The 18995-nt window shown below is 70.5% G+C and carries 18 protein-coding genes, 1 tRNA gene and 1 pseudogene; 10 read left to right on the top strand and 10 right to left on the bottom strand.

The window, feature by feature from the left end; genetic code table 11:
• Positions 1 to 37: 37 nt before the first annotated feature.
• The 3 genes from ACZZ98_RS06950 (at position 38) to ACZZ98_RS06940 (ending at position 3048) form a co-directional block, all read left to right on the top strand.
• Positions 38 to 598, top strand: a complete 561-nt coding sequence (locus ACZZ98_RS06950) for a hypothetical protein (protein WP_463515548.1) — start codon at positions 38 to 40, stop codon at positions 596 to 598.
• Between the two features lie 194 nt (positions 599 to 792).
• A complete protein-coding gene (locus ACZZ98_RS06945) occupies positions 793 to 1728 on the top strand; it encodes a serine/threonine-protein kinase (protein ID WP_463515547.1) in 936 nt (311 codons plus the stop codon).
• Between the two features lie 78 nt (positions 1729 to 1806).
• Positions 1807 to 3048, top strand: coding sequence for an NAD(P)/FAD-dependent oxidoreductase (locus ACZZ98_RS06940; protein ID WP_463515546.1), 1242 nt, complete (start codon positions 1807 to 1809; stop codon positions 3046 to 3048).
• Positions 3049 to 3072: 24 nt separating this feature from the next.
• Here ACZZ98_RS06940 and ACZZ98_RS06935 read toward each other — a convergent pair whose 3' ends face one another.
• Positions 3073 to 3483 carry a hypothetical protein gene (locus tag ACZZ98_RS06935; protein WP_463515545.1) on the bottom strand — a complete coding sequence of 137 codons (411 nt, stop codon included), beginning with the start codon at positions 3481 to 3483 and terminating at the stop codon, positions 3073 to 3075.
• A gap of 313 nt (positions 3484 to 3796) precedes the next feature.
• Here ACZZ98_RS06935 and ACZZ98_RS06930 point away from each other — a divergent pair, with 313 nt between their 5' ends.
• The 3 genes from ACZZ98_RS06930 (at position 3797) to ACZZ98_RS06920 (ending at position 5552) form a co-directional block, all read left to right on the top strand.
• The gene (locus ACZZ98_RS06930; protein WP_463515544.1) at positions 3797 to 4777 is read left to right on the top strand and encodes a peptidoglycan-binding protein; all 981 of its coding nucleotides are present in this window, start codon (positions 3797 to 3799) and stop codon (positions 4775 to 4777) included.
• Positions 4778 to 4848: 71 nt separating this feature from the next.
• The gene (locus ACZZ98_RS06925; RefSeq protein WP_463515543.1) at positions 4849 to 5184 is read left to right on the top strand and encodes a TfoX/Sxy family protein; all 336 of its coding nucleotides are present in this window, start codon (positions 4849 to 4851) and stop codon (positions 5182 to 5184) included.
• A 116-nt stretch (positions 5185 to 5300) separates the two neighbouring features.
• Positions 5301 to 5552: a GlsB/YeaQ/YmgE family stress response membrane protein gene (locus ACZZ98_RS06920; RefSeq protein ID WP_463515542.1), complete on the top strand. Its 252-nt coding sequence runs from the start codon at positions 5301 to 5303 to the stop codon at positions 5550 to 5552.
• Between the two features lie 63 nt (positions 5553 to 5615).
• On the opposite strand, the gene ACZZ98_RS06915 is transcribed toward ACZZ98_RS06920, so the two are convergent.
• A tRNA-Gly gene (locus ACZZ98_RS06915) sits at positions 5616 to 5689 on the bottom strand.
• Positions 5690 to 5723: 34 nt separating this feature from the next.
• Entirely contained in the window at positions 5724 to 6725 is a 1002-nt protein-coding gene (locus ACZZ98_RS06910) for a helix-turn-helix transcriptional regulator (RefSeq protein WP_463515541.1), read from the bottom strand.
• 62 nt (positions 6726 to 6787) lie between these two features.
• Here ACZZ98_RS06910 and ACZZ98_RS06905 point away from each other — a divergent pair, with 62 nt between their 5' ends.
• The 4 genes from ACZZ98_RS06905 to ACZZ98_RS06890 are packed head-to-tail and all read left to right on the top strand — an operon-like array spanning position 6788 to position 9772.
• A complete protein-coding gene (locus ACZZ98_RS06905) occupies positions 6788 to 8251 on the top strand; it encodes a DHA2 family efflux MFS transporter permease subunit (RefSeq protein WP_463515540.1) in 1464 nt (487 codons plus the stop codon).
• Positions 8252 to 8260: 9 nt separating this feature from the next.
• Positions 8261 to 8836, top strand: a complete 576-nt coding sequence (dcd, locus tag ACZZ98_RS06900) for a dCTP deaminase (protein WP_463515539.1) — start codon at positions 8261 to 8263, stop codon at positions 8834 to 8836.
• Between the two features lie 13 nt (positions 8837 to 8849).
• On the top strand, positions 8850 to 9140 hold the full coding sequence (gene cutA, locus ACZZ98_RS06895; RefSeq protein ID WP_463515538.1) for a divalent-cation tolerance protein CutA: 291 nt from the start codon (positions 8850 to 8852) through the stop codon (positions 9138 to 9140).
• Positions 9137 to 9772: an alpha/beta hydrolase gene (locus ACZZ98_RS06890; protein ID WP_463515537.1), complete on the top strand. Its 636-nt coding sequence runs from the start codon at positions 9137 to 9139 to the stop codon at positions 9770 to 9772. Before cutA ends, ACZZ98_RS06890 begins: the two co-directional genes overlap by 4 nt.
• A 64-nt stretch (positions 9773 to 9836) precedes the next feature.
• Here the strand turns inward: ACZZ98_RS06890 and ACZZ98_RS06885 are convergent, their stop codons facing one another.
• The 7 genes and pseudogenes from ACZZ98_RS06885 to ACZZ98_RS06855 all read right to left on the bottom strand — a co-directional run bounded on the left by ACZZ98_RS06885 (position 9837) and on the right by ACZZ98_RS06855 (position 18933).
• The gene (locus ACZZ98_RS06885) at positions 9837 to 11441 is read right to left on the bottom strand and encodes a dipeptide ABC transporter ATP-binding protein (RefSeq protein WP_463515536.1); all 1605 of its coding nucleotides are present in this window, start codon (positions 11439 to 11441) and stop codon (positions 9837 to 9839) included.
• On the bottom strand, positions 11438 to 12619 hold the full coding sequence (locus ACZZ98_RS06880) for a serine hydrolase domain-containing protein (RefSeq protein ID WP_463515535.1): 1182 nt from the start codon (positions 12617 to 12619) through the stop codon (positions 11438 to 11440). Before ACZZ98_RS06880 ends, ACZZ98_RS06885 begins: the two co-directional genes overlap by 4 nt.
• A complete protein-coding gene (locus ACZZ98_RS06875; RefSeq protein WP_463515534.1) occupies positions 12616 to 13887 on the bottom strand; it encodes an anhydro-N-acetylmuramic acid kinase in 1272 nt (423 codons plus the stop codon). Before ACZZ98_RS06875 ends, ACZZ98_RS06880 begins: the two co-directional genes overlap by 4 nt.
• A gap of 46 nt (positions 13888 to 13933) precedes the next feature.
• The gene (locus ACZZ98_RS06870) at positions 13934 to 14800 is read right to left on the bottom strand and encodes an ABC transporter permease (protein WP_463515533.1); all 867 of its coding nucleotides are present in this window, start codon (positions 14798 to 14800) and stop codon (positions 13934 to 13936) included.
• Positions 14801 to 14811: 11 nt separating this feature from the next.
• Complete coding sequence (locus ACZZ98_RS06865; protein WP_463515532.1) at positions 14812 to 15789, bottom strand: ABC transporter permease; 978 nt, start codon at positions 15787 to 15789, stop codon at positions 14812 to 14814.
• Positions 15786 to 17185: pseudogene (locus ACZZ98_RS06860) on the bottom strand (ABC transporter substrate-binding protein). The gene ACZZ98_RS06865 and the pseudogene ACZZ98_RS06860 overlap by 4 nt, the downstream one beginning before the upstream one ends.
• A gap of 281 nt (positions 17186 to 17466) precedes the next feature.
• Positions 17467 to 18933 carry an MFS transporter gene (locus ACZZ98_RS06855; protein ID WP_463515531.1) on the bottom strand — a complete coding sequence of 489 codons (1467 nt, stop codon included), beginning with the start codon at positions 18931 to 18933 and terminating at the stop codon, positions 17467 to 17469.
• Between the last annotated feature and the right edge of the window lie 62 nt (positions 18934 to 18995).

Here is an 18995-nt window from a genome sequence, read left to right as displayed (position 1 = left end):
GTGGAGACCGGTGCGGCGGTGTGGTTCGCTGAGTCCCATGCCCGACGACCGTCCCGAGACCGACACCGCGACCGACACCGACGCCTCCAGCGAGGGTTCGGGCTCCGTCGTCGCGGAGGCGAGCCGGGCGATCGAGCGCCAACAGCTGTGGGTGGCGCGCGACCTGCTGGACGCACACGTCCGCGAGGAGCGTGACGTCGAGGCCCTACGACTGCTGGGCGAGGTGCACCACGGCATGGGTGATCTGCCGGCGGCCGGGGCGGCGTGGTTCGGCGCCGGCGTCAAGGGACCTGAGGTCGAAGCGGCCGTGGCTGCGTGGCGCGAGGCGCACGGTGACGACTTCGGTGCGATGTGGCGCTCGTTGCCGCGCTCGATCCGGCAGGAGCCGCGCTCCAAGAAGGTCGAGGCGCTCAGGGACAAGGCGCTGGAGGCGCGGGAGGCCTTCGGTGTGTCCACCCCTGCGCCCGAGTCGGTCGAGAACGCGTCGGGCGGCATCGACGCGGCCCAGGTCATCGCCTGGGTTCTTGCTGCGCTCGTCGTGGTGTGCGCCATCGTGGGGCTGGTGCAGATCCTGCGCTGGATGGTCCCCGGCAGCTGAGAGACGCATGGGGCTGCTCTGCTCATACGTCGTGCTCTGACGCCCGCTGCAGGCCTGCGACCTGCGACAATCGTCTCCAGTCATCCTTCCGCTCTGGAGGGGTCGCAACCGCTCAGGACCCTCGTGACCACCGTCTGCCCCTGCCACGTGACGCCCAGCGCACCTCGCGCCGCGGTCGTCCCGGCTCCCCGCTCGTGAACTACGTACCCGGGCTGCTCCTCACCGATCGCTACCGCCTCGAGGAGCTCATCGCCGAGGGCGGTATGGGTCAGATCTGGCGTGCCCTGGACGAGAGGTTGCAACGGCCCGTCGCCGTCAAGGTCCTGCGTCCCGGCACCAGCAGCGACGAGACCTTCGTCGAGCGGTTCCGCGTCGAGGCGCTGAATTCCGCTGCCCTCCAGCACCCCAATATCGTCACCGTGCACGACTTCGGCGAGGGCGAGCAGTCGGCCTTCCTCGTCATGGAGCTGATCGAGGGCAGGCCGCTGTCCACGGTCATCGCCGAGCAGGGTCCTCTGCCCGCCGAGGAGGTCACGGAGATCCTCCACCAGACCGCGTCGGCCCTCCATGCTGCTCATGAGGCCGGTGTCGTCCACCGTGACGTCAAACCGGCGAACATCGTGGTGGACGACGACGGCTACGCGCGGCTGACGGACTTCGGCATCTCCAAGGCGATGTCGGGCTCGGCCCTGACCCAGACCGGCGAGATGCTGGGCACGGCGCACTACCTGGCCCCCGAGCAGGTGCAGGGCCGTCCTGCCACACCTGCCTGCGACATCTACGCGCTGGCGGTCGTCGGGTTCGAGATGATCACCGGCACCCGGCCGTTCGCCGGCGAGTCCATGGTGACGACCGCGCTCGCGCACGTGGGGCAGCCTGCGCCGGAGCTGCCGGCATCCGTGCCCGAGCCCCTGCGCACGACCGTCCTGGCTGGTCTGGCCAAGCTGCCCGAGCAGCGCCCGGCGGACGCCGCGGCCTTCGCGGACGCTCTGCGCCTGCCGGCAGGGACGGCACCAGCCCACCTGGTCGAGGGGGCACTGTCCGCCGTCAGCCCCGTGGTGGCCGGGCTCCAGGGCGGGATGTTCACGCCCTACCCGCCGGCGCGCGTCGACCCTGCCCCGCAGGCCTGATCGCCGTCCCGCGCTCCCGCGGGCAGCAGGCGTCGAGACCGGGCGGCACGGCATACGACGGCTTTGAAAGGGTGAGGCGTGGGCACGATCGTCATCGGTGGCGGGATCATCGGCCTGACCACGGCGTACCACCTCGCCCGCGAGGGGCAGTCGGTGACGGTCGTGGATGCCCGGAGGCCGGGCCTGGGCGCCTCGGACGTCAACGCCGGGTGGGTGGTTCCGGCGGTGAGCGGACCCGTGCCGGCGCCGGGAATGGTCCTCGCGTCGATGCGGTGGATGCTCCGGCGGGACAGCCCGCTGTCGATCCGGCCCTCCCTGCACCCCGATTTCGTGCGCTTCATGCTGGGCATGTGGCGGCACTCCAACGCACGGGACCACCGGCGGGGGTTCGAGGCGCACCTCCGGTTGGCCGCCGGCAGCATGGCGCTGCTCGACGACTACCGCGCCGACGGCATGGACTTCGAGATGCACGATGGCGGGCTGCTGCTGGCGTTCCTCGACGAGGCGCACCTCGAGCACCACGCGAACGATCTCGAGCTGGTGGCCGGGCACGGCATCGAGTCGCGGGTCCTCCTCGGCGACGCCGTGCGTGAGCAGGAGCCGCTGCTGTCGGACCGGGTTCGCGGTGGCATCCACTTCCCCGGGGAGCGGTATCTCGACCCCGGTGCGCTGGTCGCGGCGCTCCAGCTCCGGCTCACCGCGCTGGGTGTCGAGGTCGTCGAGGACACTCCCATCGACGACGTGGTCCTGCGCGGTGACCGGGTGGCGGCAGTCGTCTCGCGTAAGCGACGGTTCTCTGGGGACAGCGTGGTCCTGGCTGCGGGCGCCTGGACCGGGGTGCTCTCGCGGCTGTTCCGTGAGCCACTTCCGGTGCGGTCGGGCAAGGGCTACTCCTTGGACGTGGCGCCGATGCCGCTGCGCAGCGCCGTCAGCCTGTCCGAGGCCAAGGTGGCGGTGACGCCGCTCGACGGACGACTCCGGCTGGCCGGCACGATGGAGCTCGGTGGGCTGGACGAGGTCGTGGACCAGGTGCGGGTCGACGCGATCCGCAAGGGGCCGGCGGCGTACTTCCGCGACTGGTCGGTGGCGGCCTCCGGTTCGGGCGCCCCTCAGGCCGGGATGCGGCCCATGACTCCCGACGGCTTGCCGATCATCGGACGCCTCGGCCGGCTCGTGAACGCCTACGTCGCCTCCGGGCACGGGATGCTCGGCGTGACGCTGGCCCCGGGCACGGCCGACGCCCTCACCCAGCTCATCGTTCGCGGCGTCTCGACGCCGGTCCTGGAGCCCTTCGCGGCCAGCCGCTTCCGCCGGCGCTGAGCTCCGACGCCCCGCTGACCTGACTCATCCAGCCGTGGGCTGGGAGCCACCAGCGCGGCGGGTGCGGTCGGGACGGCGCGCGTAGCGCGCGAAGAGCCAGGCAGCGGCGGCGAACAGGCCGGCATACATGGTGGTGAGCATGACCATGTCGGACGCGGAGGCGCCCGGGTTGCGGTGCTCGCCCATCGCGAACGCCACGACGGTGCAGACCACCATGGTGGCCGCGGTGGCGAGCATGGCCACGGCCATCGGCTGCGGTCGCAACCTTGCGACGACGATGCCGATCGCGAAGACGGCGACGACCGCGAGATAGATCCTGTCGGCGTCGCCGTCCCCGATGATGCCGAGGGCGCCGATGCCGAGGAGGAGGAAGAGGAGGGTCGCAAAGGCGACGGCCAGAGGGAGGGCGCGGGAGGTGCTCAGGAGGCGGCTCATGCGTCTGACGGTAGGACCGCGGGCGGCCTGACCGTGTCAGGGACTGGTGAAGGTTCTGTGCAGGTTGGCGGACCCGGAGCACAGTGCAGTGACTACCTCGGGGGGTCCGCGTCCGGTGTCAACTAGTTCCCTCGTCGTCTTTGAATCCGCGACGGTGTGCTGACGCCCAGGTCACAACGGGCTCTGTGCGTGGGTCCGGGCGGGCCGGAAACTGGGGATGTCGCCACCGCTGCGTGGACGACAGGGGACGCGCGGCCAAGGCACCGGGACCTGCGCCCGCCAGCGCAGCCACCGGCGCAAGGAAAGCCGGACCATGTCCACCACATCGACCCGTCCCTCCTCCTTCGGCTTCAGGGTTGCGTCCGTCGGCATGCTTGCGCTGGCACTCGTCACCGTGCCGGCGGTCGCGCCGCCCCAGATGGCGCCGTCGGCTCACGCTGCGATCCGGTCCTGCTCGTCGACGACGCCGGTGGCTTCACGGCCACAGCTCGTGCGCGGGGACTCGGGCAGCTGCGTCCGCGTCCTGCAGCAGATGCTCGTCGCGAAGGGCTACTCGGTCGGGGGTGCCGGCGCGGACGGGTCGTTCGGGAGTGCGACCGACGTTGCGGTGAGGCGCTTCCAGTCCGACTACGTCGGCATGACGATTGATGGTGTGGTCGGCCCGCAGACGTGGCGGACCCTGGTGAGCGGCGGCACCCGCTACTCGCGAACCACCGGGCCCAACCGGACGAGTCGAGTCGTCCTGAGCTTTGATGACTGTCCCACGGGATATTCGGCCTTCCAGAACGCCGTTCTCGGGGCCGAGCGCCTCGGAATCGCTCTCGTCCTGTTCCCCACCGGCAACTGCATCTCGTCGGGCAAGTTCAGTGCGCCCTACGCGCGCGCTCACGGGCACTACGTCTTCAACCACTCGGTATCGCACCCAGACCTCACCCGGCTCAGCTACTCGAGCGTCCGCTCGCAGCTGAGTGCACCGGGCGTCGTCACCTCCTATGGACGCCCTCCGTATGGCGCCGTCAACACCACGGTCCTCAACGCCTATGCGTCGAAGGGCATGCGGGTCTGGACGTGGACCGTCGACACCCGTGACTGGACGGGCAAGACCCAGTCCTCTGTCGTCTCGTCTGCCGTGTCGAACTCTCGTGCGGGAAGCACTGTGCTGATGCACATGCAGTGGCGGGCGTTCAATGCCACCGCCATCTCGCAGATGAAATCCGGTCTCGCCAACCGAGGCCTGGCGGCGTGCCGTAACCAGGGGGCGACGTCGGCCGCGCCGGTGAGCGTGAGCTGCTGACGGAACACTCCCAGCGGGTGCCTTCACGGCACATCGGCTCACTGCCGGGCCGGTGGGCCTACGCTGCTGTCGTGGCCTATGACGAGGAGCTCGCGCACCGGATCCGCGACGTTCTGTCGGACGAGAGCGGGCTCAGCGAGCGAGCGATGTTCGGCGGGTTGGGGTTCATGCTCGACGGGCACATGGCGGTCGCCGCGGGCAGTCGGGGTTCGCTCATGGTGCGGGTGGATCCCGATGAGGCCGAGGCGCTCGTCGATGGTGACTCGGTCAATCCCATGGAGATGGGTGGGCGGAGTCTGCGCGGGTGGTTGCTGGTCGAGTCATCGACCACGGCGGACGACGCGTCGCTGGCGACGTGGGTGCAGCGGGGAGTGGCGTTCGTGCGCGACCTGCCGCCCAAAGAGTAGGTCCACGGCGGATTGGCCACGCGTTCGTGTGGGTGTGAGCTGTGGGGCCCGGCGCGAGGCAGCGCCCGGTAATCTGGCAGGTGTTCGGACTCGCGCCGCCTGAGAAGGAGAACATCATGATCGGATTCATCGTTGCAGGCTTGGTCATCGGCGTCCTGGCACGGTTGATCAAGCCCGGCAAGCAGCGCCTCGGCCTCGTGATGACGCTCCTGCTCGGCCTCGCCGGGTCGGTCATCGGTGGGCTGCTCGCGAACCTCTTGGGCACGGGCGACATCTTCGAGCTGAATGTCATCGGCTTCATCGCGGCCGTCATCGCCGCAGTGCTGCTCATCGGTGTCGCCGAGAGCCTGTCCAGCCGCCGGACCTGAGCTCCTTTGGCTTCCGGCGCCCCGCGCGCCAAGGTCCCGCATTGCTGACCTGCAGGAACGTTGTGGAGCCGGTGACGAGAATCGAACTCGCGTGTCCAGCTTGGGAAGCTGGCGCTCTACCATTGAGCTACACCGGCGAGCGCCCCCAGCACTGAGGGCGCGGACGCGAGTTTAACCCACCGTCGCGGCCGAGTTGGCGGCCGCACCCTCGCTGGCCGCAGCGAACCGCGACGCCCAGGAGGCCATCGCCTCCCGCACCTCGGGGCCCGCCTCCTCGACCGTGAACGGCGCATCCACGAGCCCCATCCCGAGCAGCAGGAACCCGATGTCCGGTGCCTCGCCCGTCACGCGGCACCGCCCGCCGCCGAGGTCCTCGACCGTCGTCCACCGCCCGATCCGGCTCTCGACGTCGGAAGCCGGAGCATCCACGACAGTGACGAGCCGATGCCCCTGTGCTCGACCCGACAGGCCAGCACGCACGTATGCCGCCGCGTCCCCTCCCGGGATCTCTCGCCTCCGGAACAGGGACTTCGTCCCCAAAGGCTCGGCGAGCCGGTCGAGCCGGAACGACCGCCAGTCGGAGCGCTCGAGGTCGAAGGCCAAGAGATACCAGCGCCGCCCCACGGTGACGAGCTGGTGCGGCTCGACGTGACGCCGCGCGAGCTCGCCAGCCGAGGCGCCGCCACGAGCGGTGTAGGAGAACCGGATTCGCTCGGCATCACGGATGGCCTGCGCGATCGCCCCAAGAACCGACGCCTCGACCTCGGGCGCCTCCGCGAACGGAGAGTCCACGGTCACCGCCCGCAGCGCCTCCGCCCGACGGCGCAACCGCGCCGGCAGCACCTGGACGACCTTGGACAGGGCCGACAGCGTCGAGTCGGCCAGGGCACCCGACTGGGCCGACGCCGTCTGTCCCAGGGCGACGACCATGGCGATCGCCTCGTCCTCGTCGACGACGAGCGGGGGCATCGACCCACCCGACCCAAGCTGGTAGCCGCCCTCGACACCGCGCGACGACGTCACCGGGTAGCCGAGCTCGCGCAACCGCTCGACGTCGCGACGCAACGTCCGGTCCGAGACGTCGAGGCGCGAGGCCAGCTCGACCCCGGGCCAGAACCGGTGGGTCTGGAGCAGGGAGAGCAACCTGAGGGTGCGAGAGCTCGTGTTGGCCATGGACCAAGACTGACATCTATAGCGGACAGAAACTGACCGGAAGCCCTTCTAGCGTCGTTCTCATGACCACGACAACAGCCCCGGGCACCCAGGTCCCCTTCCGCGCACCCATCACCGGACGGGCGCGCACCCTCGCGCTCGTCAGCCTGCTCCTCGCCTCGACGATGGAGCTCATCGACGTCACCATCGTCAACGTCGCCCTCCCGACGATCGAACGCTCCCTCGGCGCCAGCGCGGCGATGCTGCAGTGGGTCGTCGCGGCCTACCCGCTCGCCTTCGGCATCGCCCTCATCACGGGTGCCCGACTGGGTGACCGGTTCGGACGCAAGCGCCTCTTCATCGCCGGGCTCGTCGGCTTCACCTTCGCCTCTGCGGCCTGCGGGTTCGCCGGCAACATCGAGCTCCTCGTCGCCTTCCGCGCCATCCAGGGGATCGCCGCGGCCGCGATGGTGCCGCAGGTCCTCACGAGCATCCAGGTCATGTACGCACCCTCCGAGCGGGGCAAGGCCATGGGCATCTTCTCGGGCCTCGCCGGTCTCGCCAGCGTCGCCGGGCCCATCCTCGGCGCCGTGCTCACCGACCTCAGCGGCTGGCGCGCGGTCTTCCTCGTCAACATCCCGGTCGGCGTCGTCGCGCTCGTCGCCGCCCTGCGCTTCATCCCCGAGTCACGCTCCGAGCACCCTGTCCGCATCAACGTGCGTTCCGTCATCGTGCTCGCCGTCGGACTCCTCGGCGTCCTCTACCCGCTCACCATGGGCCACGAGCTCGGCTGGCCGCTCTGGACGTATGCCGTGATGGCCGGCGGTCTGCTCGTCCTCGCCGTCTTCCTCCGCGCTCAGCGCCGCGTCGAGTCGACCGGTGGCGACCCGCTCGTCACGACCTCCCTGTATGCCGGCCGCGGCTTCCGCGGGGCCACTCTCGTCGGCTCGTTGCTCTTCGTCGTGTGCGCGGGGTACTTCCTCTCGACGACGCTCTACCTGCAGATCGGGCTGGGCTGGTCTGTTCTCAAGGCGGGCCTCGTCAACATCCCGTTCGCGATCACCGCGACGATCGGTGCAGGCACCGGTGCAGCGGTCCTCCTGGCACGGATGGGCCGGCAGGTCCTGCTCATGGGCGCCGTCATCATGGCCGCCGGCCTGGGCCTCCTCGCCATCGTCGTCGCTGAGGCCACCCCCACGACGAGCTACTGGGCGTTCGTCGCAGCGTTCGCGGTCGTGGGCCTCGGCTTCGGGTTCATGGTCTCGTCGATCGCACCGCTCGCCCTCGGCAAGGTCCACGGCCGCCACGCCGGATCCGCCTCGGGGCTGTTCAACACGACTACCCAGCTGGCCAACGCCGTCGGCGCAGCCGCGATCGGCACGCTGTTCTTCCAAGTTGCCAGCGCGCAGGAGTCGCGCCTGCCCGTGGAACTGTTCCGGCCGGCATACCTCGTCGTCATCGTCGTGGCCGCAGCCCTCCTGGGCCTCGTGGCCGTGGCGACCAGGCTCATCCCGGCCGACGCCCACGAGTTCGGGGATCACGGCTAGATTTGGCGGGTGCTGCTCAGCGACAGAGACATCAAGGCCGAGGTCGACTCCCAGAGGGTCGTCCTCGATCCTTGGGATCCGGACATGATCCAGCCGAGCAGCATCGACGTCCGACTCGACCGCTACTTCCGGCTGTTCGACAACCACAAGTACCCCTACATCGACCCGCGCGAGGACCAGCCCGACCTCACGCGACTCGTCGAGGTGGAGCCGGACGAGCCGTTCGTGCTGCACCCCGGTGAGTTCGTGCTCGGGTCGATCTACGAGACCGTGACGCTGCCGGACGACATCGCCGCGCGGGTCGAGGGCAAGTCGAGCCTGGGCCGGCTCGGCCTGCTCACCCACGCGACGGCCGGCTTCGTCGACCCAGGGTTCTCGGGGCACGTGACCCTCGAGCTGAGCAACGTCGCGACCCTGCCGATCAAGCTGTGGCCGGGGATGAAGGTCGGTCAGCTGTGCTTCTTCAGGCTCTCCAGCCCCGTCGAGAACCCCTATGGCTCGGCGAAGTACGGCTCGCACTACCAGGGGCAGCGCGGCCCGACCGCCAGCCGCTCGTTCGCGAACTTCCACCGCACCCAGGTCTGATCCGGGAGCACGGATGACGGCCGACCGCGCGATGGACCACGGCATCCTCGAGGTGCGGATCACCGCTCCTCCCGAGGACGCGGCTCGCATCGCGCGGGTCCTCGTCACCGAGCGCCTCGCCGCCTGCGCCCAGGTGCTGCCCGGGATCACGTCGACGTTCCGCTGGGACGGTGAGCTCGTCACTGCTGACGAGCACCTCGTCCTCGCCAAGTCGCACCGTGGCCGCTTCGACCGCATCCTCGACGCCAGTGCCGCGTATGCCGCGTGGCTGTTGGCCGAGATCGCCGCCGGTGAGGTGCCGTGAGGGACCCCCTGGGTCGCTTGGTGGCGCACGACCTGCGCGGGACGATGCCGCCGAAGGCAGAAGGTGTGGCCATCGTGCTGCACGGAGGTGGCGAGCGCGGCTACGGACCCATGCCGTGGTGGGAGGGCCCCGTCCTGCGCATGCGCCCGTTCGCGCGCGCCATCGAGCGCCGCGCCGGTGGCCGGCTCGCGGTCGTGCGGCTCAAGAACCGCTACTTCGGCTGGAACGGCACGGAGGAGACCCCGCTCGCTGACGCGCGATGGGCGCTGGACCGGGTCCGTGACCGGTATGCCGGGTTGCCGGTCGCGCTCATCGGCCACTCGATGGGTGGTCGGGTCGTCACCCACCTCGCGGGCGAGCCGGATGTCACGACGGTGGTGGCGTTGGCTCCGTGGGTCGAGGACGGGGACCCTCGGCCGGGCCGCCCCGGGTTGAAGGTGCTGCTGATGCACGGCCTGAACGACGGGACCACGGACCCGCGTCGCACCGAGGCGCTCGGCGAGGTGTTGCGCGGTCAGGGAGCCGACGTGACCTGGCGACCGGTCGAGGGGGACGGCCACTCGATGCTGCGGCATCCGCTGACGTGGCACCGCGAGGTCGCGGAGTTCGTCACCGACTCCCTGCTGCCCTGAAACCCCAGCCTTGTGTGCCTGAGAGCGGGCTATACCTCGCTCTCAGGCACACAAGGCTGGGGTTTCAGGCCGGCTTGGGGATGGCGGCCAACAGCTCTCGGGTGTAGTCCGCCTGCGGTGAGGTGAAAAGCCTCTCGGGAGAGCCGGACTCGACGATCTTGCCCCGCTGCATGACGTGCACCTCGTCGGAGATCATCCGGACGACGGCGAGGTCGTGGCTGATGAAGAGGTAGGCCAGCCCGAGCTCGGACTGCAGCCGGGCGAGCAGCTCGAGGATCTGCTGCTGCACCAGCACGTCGAGCGCCGACACCGCCTCGTCGAGGACGACGAGGTCGGGTTCGAGCGAGAGGGCCCGGGCGATGGCGACGCGCTGCCGCTGCCCGCCCGACAGCTGGTGTGGGTGCCGGTCGGCGACGTTGCCGGGCAGGGCGACCTGGTGGAGCAGCTCGTCGACCCGGGACCGACGGGTCTGCCTGGTCCCGATCCCGTGGACGGCCATCGGCTCGGCGATGCTGCGCCCGACCGTGAAGCGGGGGTCGAGCGAGGCGTAGGGGTTCTGGAACACCGGCTGGATCTGGCGCCGCACGGCCTTGAGCGACCGACGCCCGGACGCCCGCGGCCGGCCACCGACGAGCACCTCACCCGAGGTCGGTTGCTCCAGGCCGAGGAGCATGTTGGCGACGGTGGACTTGCCCGAGCCCGACTCGCCCACGATCGAGACCGTCCGCCCACGCGGGATCGCCAGGCTCACCCCGTCGACAGCGGTGTATGCCGTGTGCCCACCTCCGAAGACCTTCACCAGGTCGCGCACCTCGACGAGCGCGGCGGCGGCGTCGGTGTCGCCGTCAGCCTCGGCGTCGGAGGTGGTGCGAGGCTTCGCCGTCGTGCCGGGGATGGCGGCGAGGAGTCGCTGCGTGTAGTCGTGCTGCGGCGAGTGCATGACCTGGTCCGCGGTGCCGATCTCGACGATCTCGCCTCGCTGCATCACGGCCACGCGATCGGCCCGCTCGGCGGCGAGCGTGAGGTCGTGGGTGATGAGGAGCACCGCTGTGCCGAGGTCACCCGTGAGCTCGTCGAGGAGGTCGAGGATCCGCCGCTGGATCGTCACGTCGAGGGCCGAGGTCGGCTCGTCGGCGATGAGCAGGGCGGGACGGCAGGCGAGCCCGATCGCGATGAGGACGCGCTGGCGCATGCCGCCGGAGAACTCGTGAGGGTACTGCCGCGACCGCGATCGGCCGTCGGCGATGCCCACGGCCTCGAGCAGCTCGAGGGTGCGTCCGCGAGCCTCGGCGGTTGCGGTGCCGTGCACCTCGAGTGCCTCGGCGATCTGGTCTCCGACCCGCATGACGGGGTTGAGGTTGGTCATCGGGTCCTGCGGGACGAGGCCGATGCCCGCGCCTCGCAGAACCTGCAGGTCACGCGGGTTGAGCTCGGCGACGTCACGGCCAGCGACGACGACCCGGCCGGAGGTGATCTCGGCGGTGTCGGGCAGCAGCCGGTTGACCGCGGCAGCGGTCGTGGACTTGCCGGACCCCGACTCCCCGACGAGCGCGAGCGTCTCGCCGCGGGCGATGTCGAACGAGACACCGCGGACGGCTGGTGCCAGGCCACGGCGCGACCGGAAGCCGACCTCGAGGTCGGTGACACTCAGGGCGGGGTGGTTCGTCATGCAGGCACCTCTGTCGCGTTCGCAGGGTTCGCAGGGTGTGTCTGTGGCATAGGTGGCATCGCCGGCGCCTCCTCGAGGAGCACCGCCCGCAGGACGCGCTCCCACAGTCGGTCGGTCGGGACGGGGACACCGCGGTGCAGATGACGGTTGGTCGCCATCGCGACGACAGCTGGCTCGGCCCCGAACCGCGCGCCCACCGCGGTCCCCGTGAAGCCCGGGTGCCAGGCCAGTCTCCCGCGCGGGAGGGAGCGGAGGCGGAAGCCCAGCGCCTGCTGCGGGTCGGGTCCAGCAGTGGTGAACTCCTCCACGACGGCATCGCTCCAGAGGCCATGGCTCGTGTCGAGCAGGGCCCTGCCCAGCATCACGAGGTCCGGCACCGTCCCGAAGAGGCCGGCGTGGCCCGACACGCCGCCCATCGCGTGGAAGGCGTTGCCGTCGTGGACGCTTCCGCGGATCGGAGTCCTGCGCCGCTCCACGGCCGGGATCCGGGGGTCGGGCTGCAGGTGTACGGCATACGGCTCCCCGGTCGCGATCATCCGCTCCTCCCACGACTCGTCCAGGGCGGACTCCGCGACGATCTGGTCATCGTCATGGGCGTCGAACCGCGGACGGTAGTGCAGGCCGAGACCGAGGGGTCGGGTGACCAGCTCGCTGGTGGCGACGTCCAATGAGGTGCCCGTGACGGACTCGACCACGGCCCCGAGCGTGATGAACGACAGGTCGGAGTAGGCGAACGACGATCCCGCCGGCCCGGCCACACCGACGGGGCCGCGGCGTGGCAGGGCTGGCACGAGGGCGATGGCCTCGGCCGAGCGGCGCGCCACGTGGTGCAGGGGCTGCCAGGGGAGCAGCCCGGCTCGGTGCTGCAGCAGCTCGCGCAGCGTCGGGTCCGCTCCCGACCACGACAGGTGCTGCGAGACAGGGGAGCTCAGATCGACACGACCCTGCGAGACCAGGGCCATGACGGTGCAGGTCGTCACGAGCTTGGTCACCGAGGCGAGGTCGTGCACCGTGTCGACCTCCATCGGCGCGCCGGCGGTGTCGCGTGTCCCCGCCGCCCACACGAACGACCCGCCCGGTGACCAGGAGCCCACCACCGCGCCCGGCGGTGGCTGCTCGCCCTCCTCGGTGCACACAACACCGCTCACGAGCTCGAGGGCCGGGTCGACGTCCGTCATGTCACCACCACGAGGGCTCGTGGCATCGTCGACAGCGGCTCGGGCAGGCGCAATGGAGCCGCGCCCGGCGTGATGGACCCCAGCACCCTCGGACCCGAGGCGCCCGTCGCTGCAGGCACGTTGCCGGGCAGGCCGTGCCACGTGGCCCATCCCATGAGCGCGAAGGCGAACGCCTCCTTGAGATCCGTGGGGATCCCGAGGTCGGCCGTCGTCGTGACCTGCACGCCCGGTGCGGCGTCCGCGATGGCGCGCATGAGGACCGGGTTGTCGCAGCCGCCACCTGACGCGAGCACGCGAGTGACGTTGGTGCGCAGCAGCTCTCGCCCGACGACCTCGCCCGTGAGGCGGGTCAGCGTGGCGATGAGGTCGGCGACGGAGAGCTGACGGTCGCCGAGGGCGACGAGGACGTGACCGAGGTGGAAGTACTCCTTGCCCGTGGACTTAGGCGCGGGCAGGTCGTAGTAGGGGTCGGCGAGCATCGTCGCGAGCAGCTCCTCGTCGACTGTCCCGGTCGCCGCGATCGCCCCTCCGACGTCGTAGCCCTCGGGCGTCAGCCCGCGGTCGCTCACGACTGCGTCCACGAGAGCGTTCGCCGGACCGATGTCGTATGCCGTGATCCGAGGCCCGCCTCCCGTGCCAGCGTCCGTCTCGCTTCCCGGCCTGGTGCCCGACTCGGCTGCCGGTTCGACGCGGGTCATGTTGGAGATGCCGCCGAGGTTGAGCGCAGCGACGACCTTGCTTGAGGCCGTGTCGCCGCCGGCGCCTGCCAGGGCGAGCACGTCGAGCAGGGGCACGAGGGGTGCACCATGCCCCTGGGCCGCAACGTCCCTGGCCCGCAGGTCGCTCACGACCGGCACCCCGAGCCGCTCGGCGATCCACGCCGGCTGACCGATCTGCATCGTGCCCAGGGCACGTCCGCCCTCGACCCAGTGATAGGTCGTCTGGCCGTGGCTCGAGACGGCGTCGACCGGTCCGAGCTCGTCGACGACCTCGGCCGCGACCGCGGCGAAGTGCTGCCCGACGAGGGTGTCGAGCTGGGCCAGCTCATGGGCCGTGCACGGTCCCGGCGGGAGCGCCGTGACGAGCCGGGCGCGCAGTGCCGGGGGATAGGGCGTCGATCGTCCACCCACGACGCGCGCCTCGAGCACGTCACCCCGGGGCGTGAGCTCGATGACCACGGCGTCGACCGCGTCGAGGGACGTGCCGGAAATGAGGCCGAGCCAGCGCATGGACGACGCAGCGGCCCCTGAGCCGATCGTGTCATCCACGTCAGTCAGGTCAGTCGGCTCGGTGGGGTCAGTCGGAGCGGTCATGTCAGTCACGTCCCTTGACGTCCAAGGCGTCGCGCAACCCGTCGCCGAGGAGGTTGAGCCCGGCCACGAGGAGCACGACGACGATGCCCGGCGCGATCATCGTCCAGTTCGCGATGGAGATGACGTTGCGCGCCTCGAAGATCATCGAGCCGAGCGAGGGCGCCGGCGGCGGAGTGCCGAGCCCGAGGAACGACAGCGACGCCTCGGTGAGCACGGCCCACGACAGCGACAGCGCCGTCTGGACGATGACCAGCCCGCTGATGTTGGGCAGGACGTGCAACGCCATCGTCGACCAGGGGTTCTGGCCGGTGCTCACGGCGGCGCGGACGAAGTCCTGCTCGCGCAGCGACAGCACCGGTCCACGGGCCACCCGGAAGAAGATCGGCACATAGACGACCGCGATCGCCAGTGCGACGGTGAACCAGGTCCGGTCGAGCACGGAGACGAGGGTCAACGCGAGCAGCAGCGGTGGGAAGGCGAAGAACACGTTGGCCACGCCCCCGGCGACGGCGTCGGCTGCCCCACGGAAGTAGCCCGCGACCACTCCCGTCACGGTGCCGAGGGCAGCCGACAGGGCGACTGCGACTCCGGCGATGAGCACCGAGTTCGCGAGCCCGGCCGCCACGCGCGAGAAGACATCGCGCCCGAACTGGTCGGTCCCGAACCAGTGCGCACCGGAAGGTCGCTGGAGCCGGTTGGGCGCGTCCTGGGCGATGGGGTCGTAGGGCGTGACGCCCGCCCACGCGAGGACGGCGATGACGAGGAGCACCGTCATGATGACGAGGCCGATCACTCCCGGGACGGAGCGACGCAGCCGGTGCCACGGCCGGGTCGGGGCGTGGGTGACGTCGATCGACAGCTCGCTCATGCCTCCCTCGCTCATGTCGCACGCACCCGCGGGTCGACCACGCGGTAGGCGAGGTCGGTGAGGACGTTGACGAGGACGAACGCCAACGCGATGACGAGCACCGTGCTCTGGACGACCGCGTAGTCCTTCTGCTGGATGCCGAGCAGCACCTGCCGCCCGATCCCCGGCAGCGAGAAGATCTGCTCGACGACGACCGCTCCACCGAGGAGATAGCCGAGCTGGAGACCGGTCATCGTCGTCACCGGCAGCAGGGCGTTGCGCAGCACGTGCCGCCGCCGGAGCAGCCGCTCACCGACCCCCTTGGCGCGAGCCGTCCTCACGAAGTCCTCCTCCCGCACCGCCAGGACCGCGGTGCGGGTGGTCCGAGCGATCGGTGCGGCGATCCCAAAACCCAGGGTCAGCGCGGGCAGCACCATCTGCTGGAGGTTCGTCGGGAGCGAGACCCAAGGTGCGGCATACGGCTGGCCGTTCGGGTTGAACCCGATCCCGGATGCGGCATAGGTGAGCAGGAAGCTCGCGAGCAGGAAGGACGGAATCGACAGGCCCAGCAGGGCGATGAGCTGGCCGAGCCCGTCACGCCACGTGTTGGGTGCCGCGGCGGCGAGCATGCCCACGGGAATGCCGATGAGAAGTGCGATGACGATGGACAGCAGCGCGAGCTCGAGCGTCACGGGCAGGGCGGCGGCGGTGAGCGAGGCGACGCTCGTGCGGGAGCGCACCGAGAAGCCGAGGTTGCCCGACAGCAGCTCGCCGAGCCAGGTGAAGAACTGCGTGACGAGTGGCTGGTCGATGCCGTAGTACTCACGGAGTGCGGCCTGCTGTGCGGGAGTGAGTGCTGCGGCCTCGGTGCCGAGCGATGCCGTGATCTGGTCGCCCGGGATGGCGCGCAGCATGACGAAGACGAGGAGGGCGACGCCGAAAAGCGTTGCGGCGACGGCCAGCACGCGCCAGCCGACCCGGCGCGCGGTGCTCAGAGCGCCGGCGGTCACTGGATGGTCGTCGTGCGCAGCGACTGGAGGCTGCCGTTGGCCATCGGGGTGAAGCCGGCGACCTTGGTCGACGCGACGGTGTAGGAGTTGCCCGTGAAGAGCCACACCCACGCGGCGTTGTCCTCGAGGTGCTTGGAGACCTGGGCATAGATCTCCTTGCGCTTGCCCTCGTCGGACGTCGCCTTGCCCTGCGCGAAGAGCTTGTCGAGCTCGGGCGAGGAGTAGCCCGCGACCTCCTGGAGGTTCCCGGTGCTCGTGAAGTAGCGGCCGTACATCGTGTCGGGGTCGGGGCGGCCACCGTTGAGCGCGACGGCGGCCTCGAAGTCGCCGGCCACCCAACGCTTGACGAAGGCCGCGATGTCAAGCACCTCGAGCTCGAGCGTGATGCCGGCCTCGGCGAGCTGGGACTTGAGGTTCTGGGCCTCGTTGACCGACGTCGCGTACTCGCCCTGGCTGACGATCGTCTTGATCGTGAGCGTCGGCCTGCCCGCCTTGCTCAGCAGGTCCTTGGACCTGGCGACGTCGCGCTTCGGGCACGGACGGGCGCTCGCGTCGGACGTGTAGGCCGGCGCCGTGATCGGGCCGGTGACCTCACCCTCGCCGTAGGCCGCGGTGTCAAGGACCTGCTGCCGGTCGATGGCGCACGAGATGGCGAGGCGGACGTTCACGTCCTTGAGGGCCGGGTTCGTCGAGCTCGTGGCCTTGAGCTGGAGGGCGTGGTAGCTAGCTGCTGGGTCTTGGTCACCGTGAGCTCGCCGCCCTCGGCCGTCCGTGCGACGAGCGGGTCGTTGATCGAGGCGAGGTGGACGTTGCCGGACTTGAGTGCCGTGACGATGGCGTTCTCGTCGGGCATGACCCGGAACTCGACCCCGTCGAGGAGGGCCTTGTCGCCCCAGTAGGCGTCGTTGCGCTTGAGCTTGACCGACTGCGAGGGACTGCGGCTCTCGAAGGTGAAGGCGCCGGTGCCATTGGGTTTGGTCTCGAGGGCCGTCATGGTCGCAGCGGCCGACGCCTCCGAGGGGAGCATCGCCACGTTGACGCTGGCGAGACCGGAGGGCAGCGCGGCATCAGGCGCCGAGAGGGTGAGCTTGACCGTGGCAGGGTCGACGACGGTGACGTCGGTGACGTTGGCGAGGGCGCTGCGGGCGACGGCGGCCGTCTTCTCGTCGCGGATGGCGTCGAGCGAGAACTTCACGTCGGTCGCGTCGAACGCGCTGCCGTCGGTGAACTTCACGCCCTGTCGCAGGTTCAAGGTCAGGGACTTCCCGTCGGCGGCCGGCTCCCACTTCTCGGCGAGCCCGGGGACGGTGCCGAGGTCCTTGTCGTACTCCGTGAGCGTTCCGTAGACGTTGCCGAGGACGTTGACGGCCTGGAACTGGGTCGCCTTCCACGGCATGAGCGTGTCCGGGTCGCTCGTCATGGCGACGATCGCGGTGCCGCCACCCTGACCGGGCTCCGTCTTGACGCCCGGGCTGGTGCCGGCGCCGCTGGAACAGGCGGTCACGAGCACGAGCGAGGCGGCGGCGGCGGCTGCGAGGCTCATCGGAACGGACGGGCGGGGCGTGCGAACCATTGTTCTTCTCCTGGTGCCGAGGTGGCGCGAGCGACCGGAGAAACTCTACAACTGTGTATGCCGTGACGGAAGATTTTCCCACCGCCGTCTCGTCCCAGCCGTCCCTAGGCGTCCGATGGGGTGGGTTCGGTACCTGCGGACTGGGGGGTCGGGGCCGGGTGGCGCGTGTTGGCGAGGCCGAACCAGCTGACCACCCCGCCCACGGTGAGCAGCACCGCACAGATGACCATCGAGGCGCGGAAGCCCGACGTCATCGCCGTCGGGTCGAGGTAGTCGTCGCCCGAGAGGCCCACGAGCGCGGGCAGGGCGGCGACCGCGATGAGCGAGCCGGCGCGGGCGACGGCGTTGTTCACGCCACTGGCGACACCGGCATACCGGTCCGGTGCAGCCGCGAGCACGGTCGAGGTGAGGGGCGAGACGAGGAGCGCGAGCCCGAGAGCGAAGACGACGAGCCCGGGGAGGACCGTCCACCACGTCGCGCCACGACCGGCCGGGAGCAGCAGGAGCACCCCGACCGCGCAGACGATCGGCCCGAGCGCCATGGGGATCCGGGGCCCGATGCGCTCCGAGAGCTGCGACGCCCGGGACGAGAGCAGCATGAGGGCGACCGTCGCGGGCAGGCCGGTGAGCCCGGCCGAGAGCGCCGACCAGCCAGCGGAGACCTGCAGCTGCAGCACGAGGATGAAGAAGACGACACCGAGCGCGCCATAGACGACGAACGTCATCGCGTTGGCCGCCGAGAACACCCGGTCGCCGAAGAGCGACAGGTGGACCAGCGGTGTGCGGGAGCGGGACTCGACGACCACGAACCCGACGGCGGCCACCACGGCCAGCACGCTGACGGCCACGAGCAACCCCCGGCTCATGGTCGCGGAGGACGTGAGGGCATAGGTCAGCGCGCCGAGCGAGACGACGGTGAGCGCGCCACCCAGGACGTCGAAGCCGTGCCCGGCCCCCTCCTGCGCCGTCCGAGGGGTCTCGTCACGTGACTCCGGCGTCGCCCAGAGCGTGATCGCCATGACGGCGACGCAGAGCGGCACGTTGATCCCGAAGATCCAGCGCCAGCCGCCGTTGTCGACGAGCCAGCCGCCGACGAAGGGGCCGATGGCGGCGGCGATCCCGGACAGCCCGGCCCAGACGCCGATGGCCGCCGCCCGGTCCTCGCGACGGAAGACCGACTGGATGATCGCCAGCCCACCGGGGGTGAGGAGGGCGGCGCCGATGCCCTGCAGCACCCGCGTGGCGATGAGCTGACCTGGTGTCTGCGCCACGGCACACAGCGCGCTCGCGACGAGGAACCACCCCATGCCCCAGAGATAGATGCGCCGACGCCCGAACCGATCACCCAGGGCTCCGCCGACGAGGACGAGCGAGGCGAGCGCGAGCATGTAGCCGTTGATCACCCACTGCAGCTGCTCCAGCGAGGCGTCGAGCTCGGTGCCGATGGTGCGCAGCGCGACATTGACCACCGAGCCGTCGAGGATCGCGATCCCCGAACCGAGGGTCACAGCCGTGAGGGTGAGGCGGCCGCGGGTCGAGTCCCGGGCGAGGAGTTCGGTCACACGGCCCATTGTCACCCTCGGCGCCACAAACCACGACGCCTCCCCGAGATCGCGTTCGATCTCGAGGAGGC

The sequence above is a fragment of the Knoellia sp. AC549 genome (assembly GCF_979258975.1).
The sequence above is the reverse complement of the archived record's forward strand: the minus strand, read 5'-3'. Positions and strand labels throughout refer to the sequence as shown.

What these genes read in the sequence shown, in the direction of transcription:
- ACZZ98_RS06905 (WP_463515540.1), top strand. Translation starts at nt 6,788, where the DNA reads ATGACCACGACAACAGCCCCGGGCACCCAGGTCCCCTTCCGCGCACCC.
- ACZZ98_RS06930 (WP_463515544.1), top strand. Translation starts at nt 3,797, where the DNA reads ATGTCCACCACATCGACCCGTCCCTCCTCCTTCGGCTTCAGGGTTGCG.
- ACZZ98_RS06950 (WP_463515548.1), top strand. Translation starts at nt 38, where the DNA reads ATGCCCGACGACCGTCCCGAGACCGACACCGCGACCGACACCGACGCC.
- ACZZ98_RS06885 (WP_463515536.1), bottom strand. Translation starts at nt 11,441, where the DNA reads ATGACGAACCACCCCGCCCTGAGTGTCACCGACCTCGAGGTCGGCTTC.
- ACZZ98_RS06870 (WP_463515533.1), bottom strand. Translation starts at nt 14,800, where the DNA reads ATGAGCGAGCTGTCGATCGACGTCACCCACGCCCCGACCCGGCCGTGG.
- ACZZ98_RS06880 (WP_463515535.1), bottom strand. Translation starts at nt 12,619, where the DNA reads ATGACGGACGTCGACCCGGCCCTCGAGCTCGTGAGCGGTGTTGTGTGC.
- ACZZ98_RS06920 (WP_463515542.1), top strand. Translation starts at nt 5,301, where the DNA reads ATGATCGGATTCATCGTTGCAGGCTTGGTCATCGGCGTCCTGGCACGG.
- ACZZ98_RS06935 (WP_463515545.1), bottom strand. Translation starts at nt 3,483, where the DNA reads ATGAGCCGCCTCCTGAGCACCTCCCGCGCCCTCCCTCTGGCCGTCGCC.
- cutA (WP_463515538.1), top strand. Translation starts at nt 8,850, where the DNA reads ATGACGGCCGACCGCGCGATGGACCACGGCATCCTCGAGGTGCGGATC.
- ACZZ98_RS06910 (WP_463515541.1), bottom strand. Translation starts at nt 6,725, where the DNA reads ATGGCCAACACGAGCTCTCGCACCCTCAGGTTGCTCTCCCTGCTCCAG.
- ACZZ98_RS06855 (WP_463515531.1), bottom strand. Translation starts at nt 18,933, where the DNA reads ATGGGCCGTGTGACCGAACTCCTCGCCCGGGACTCGACCCGCGGCCGC.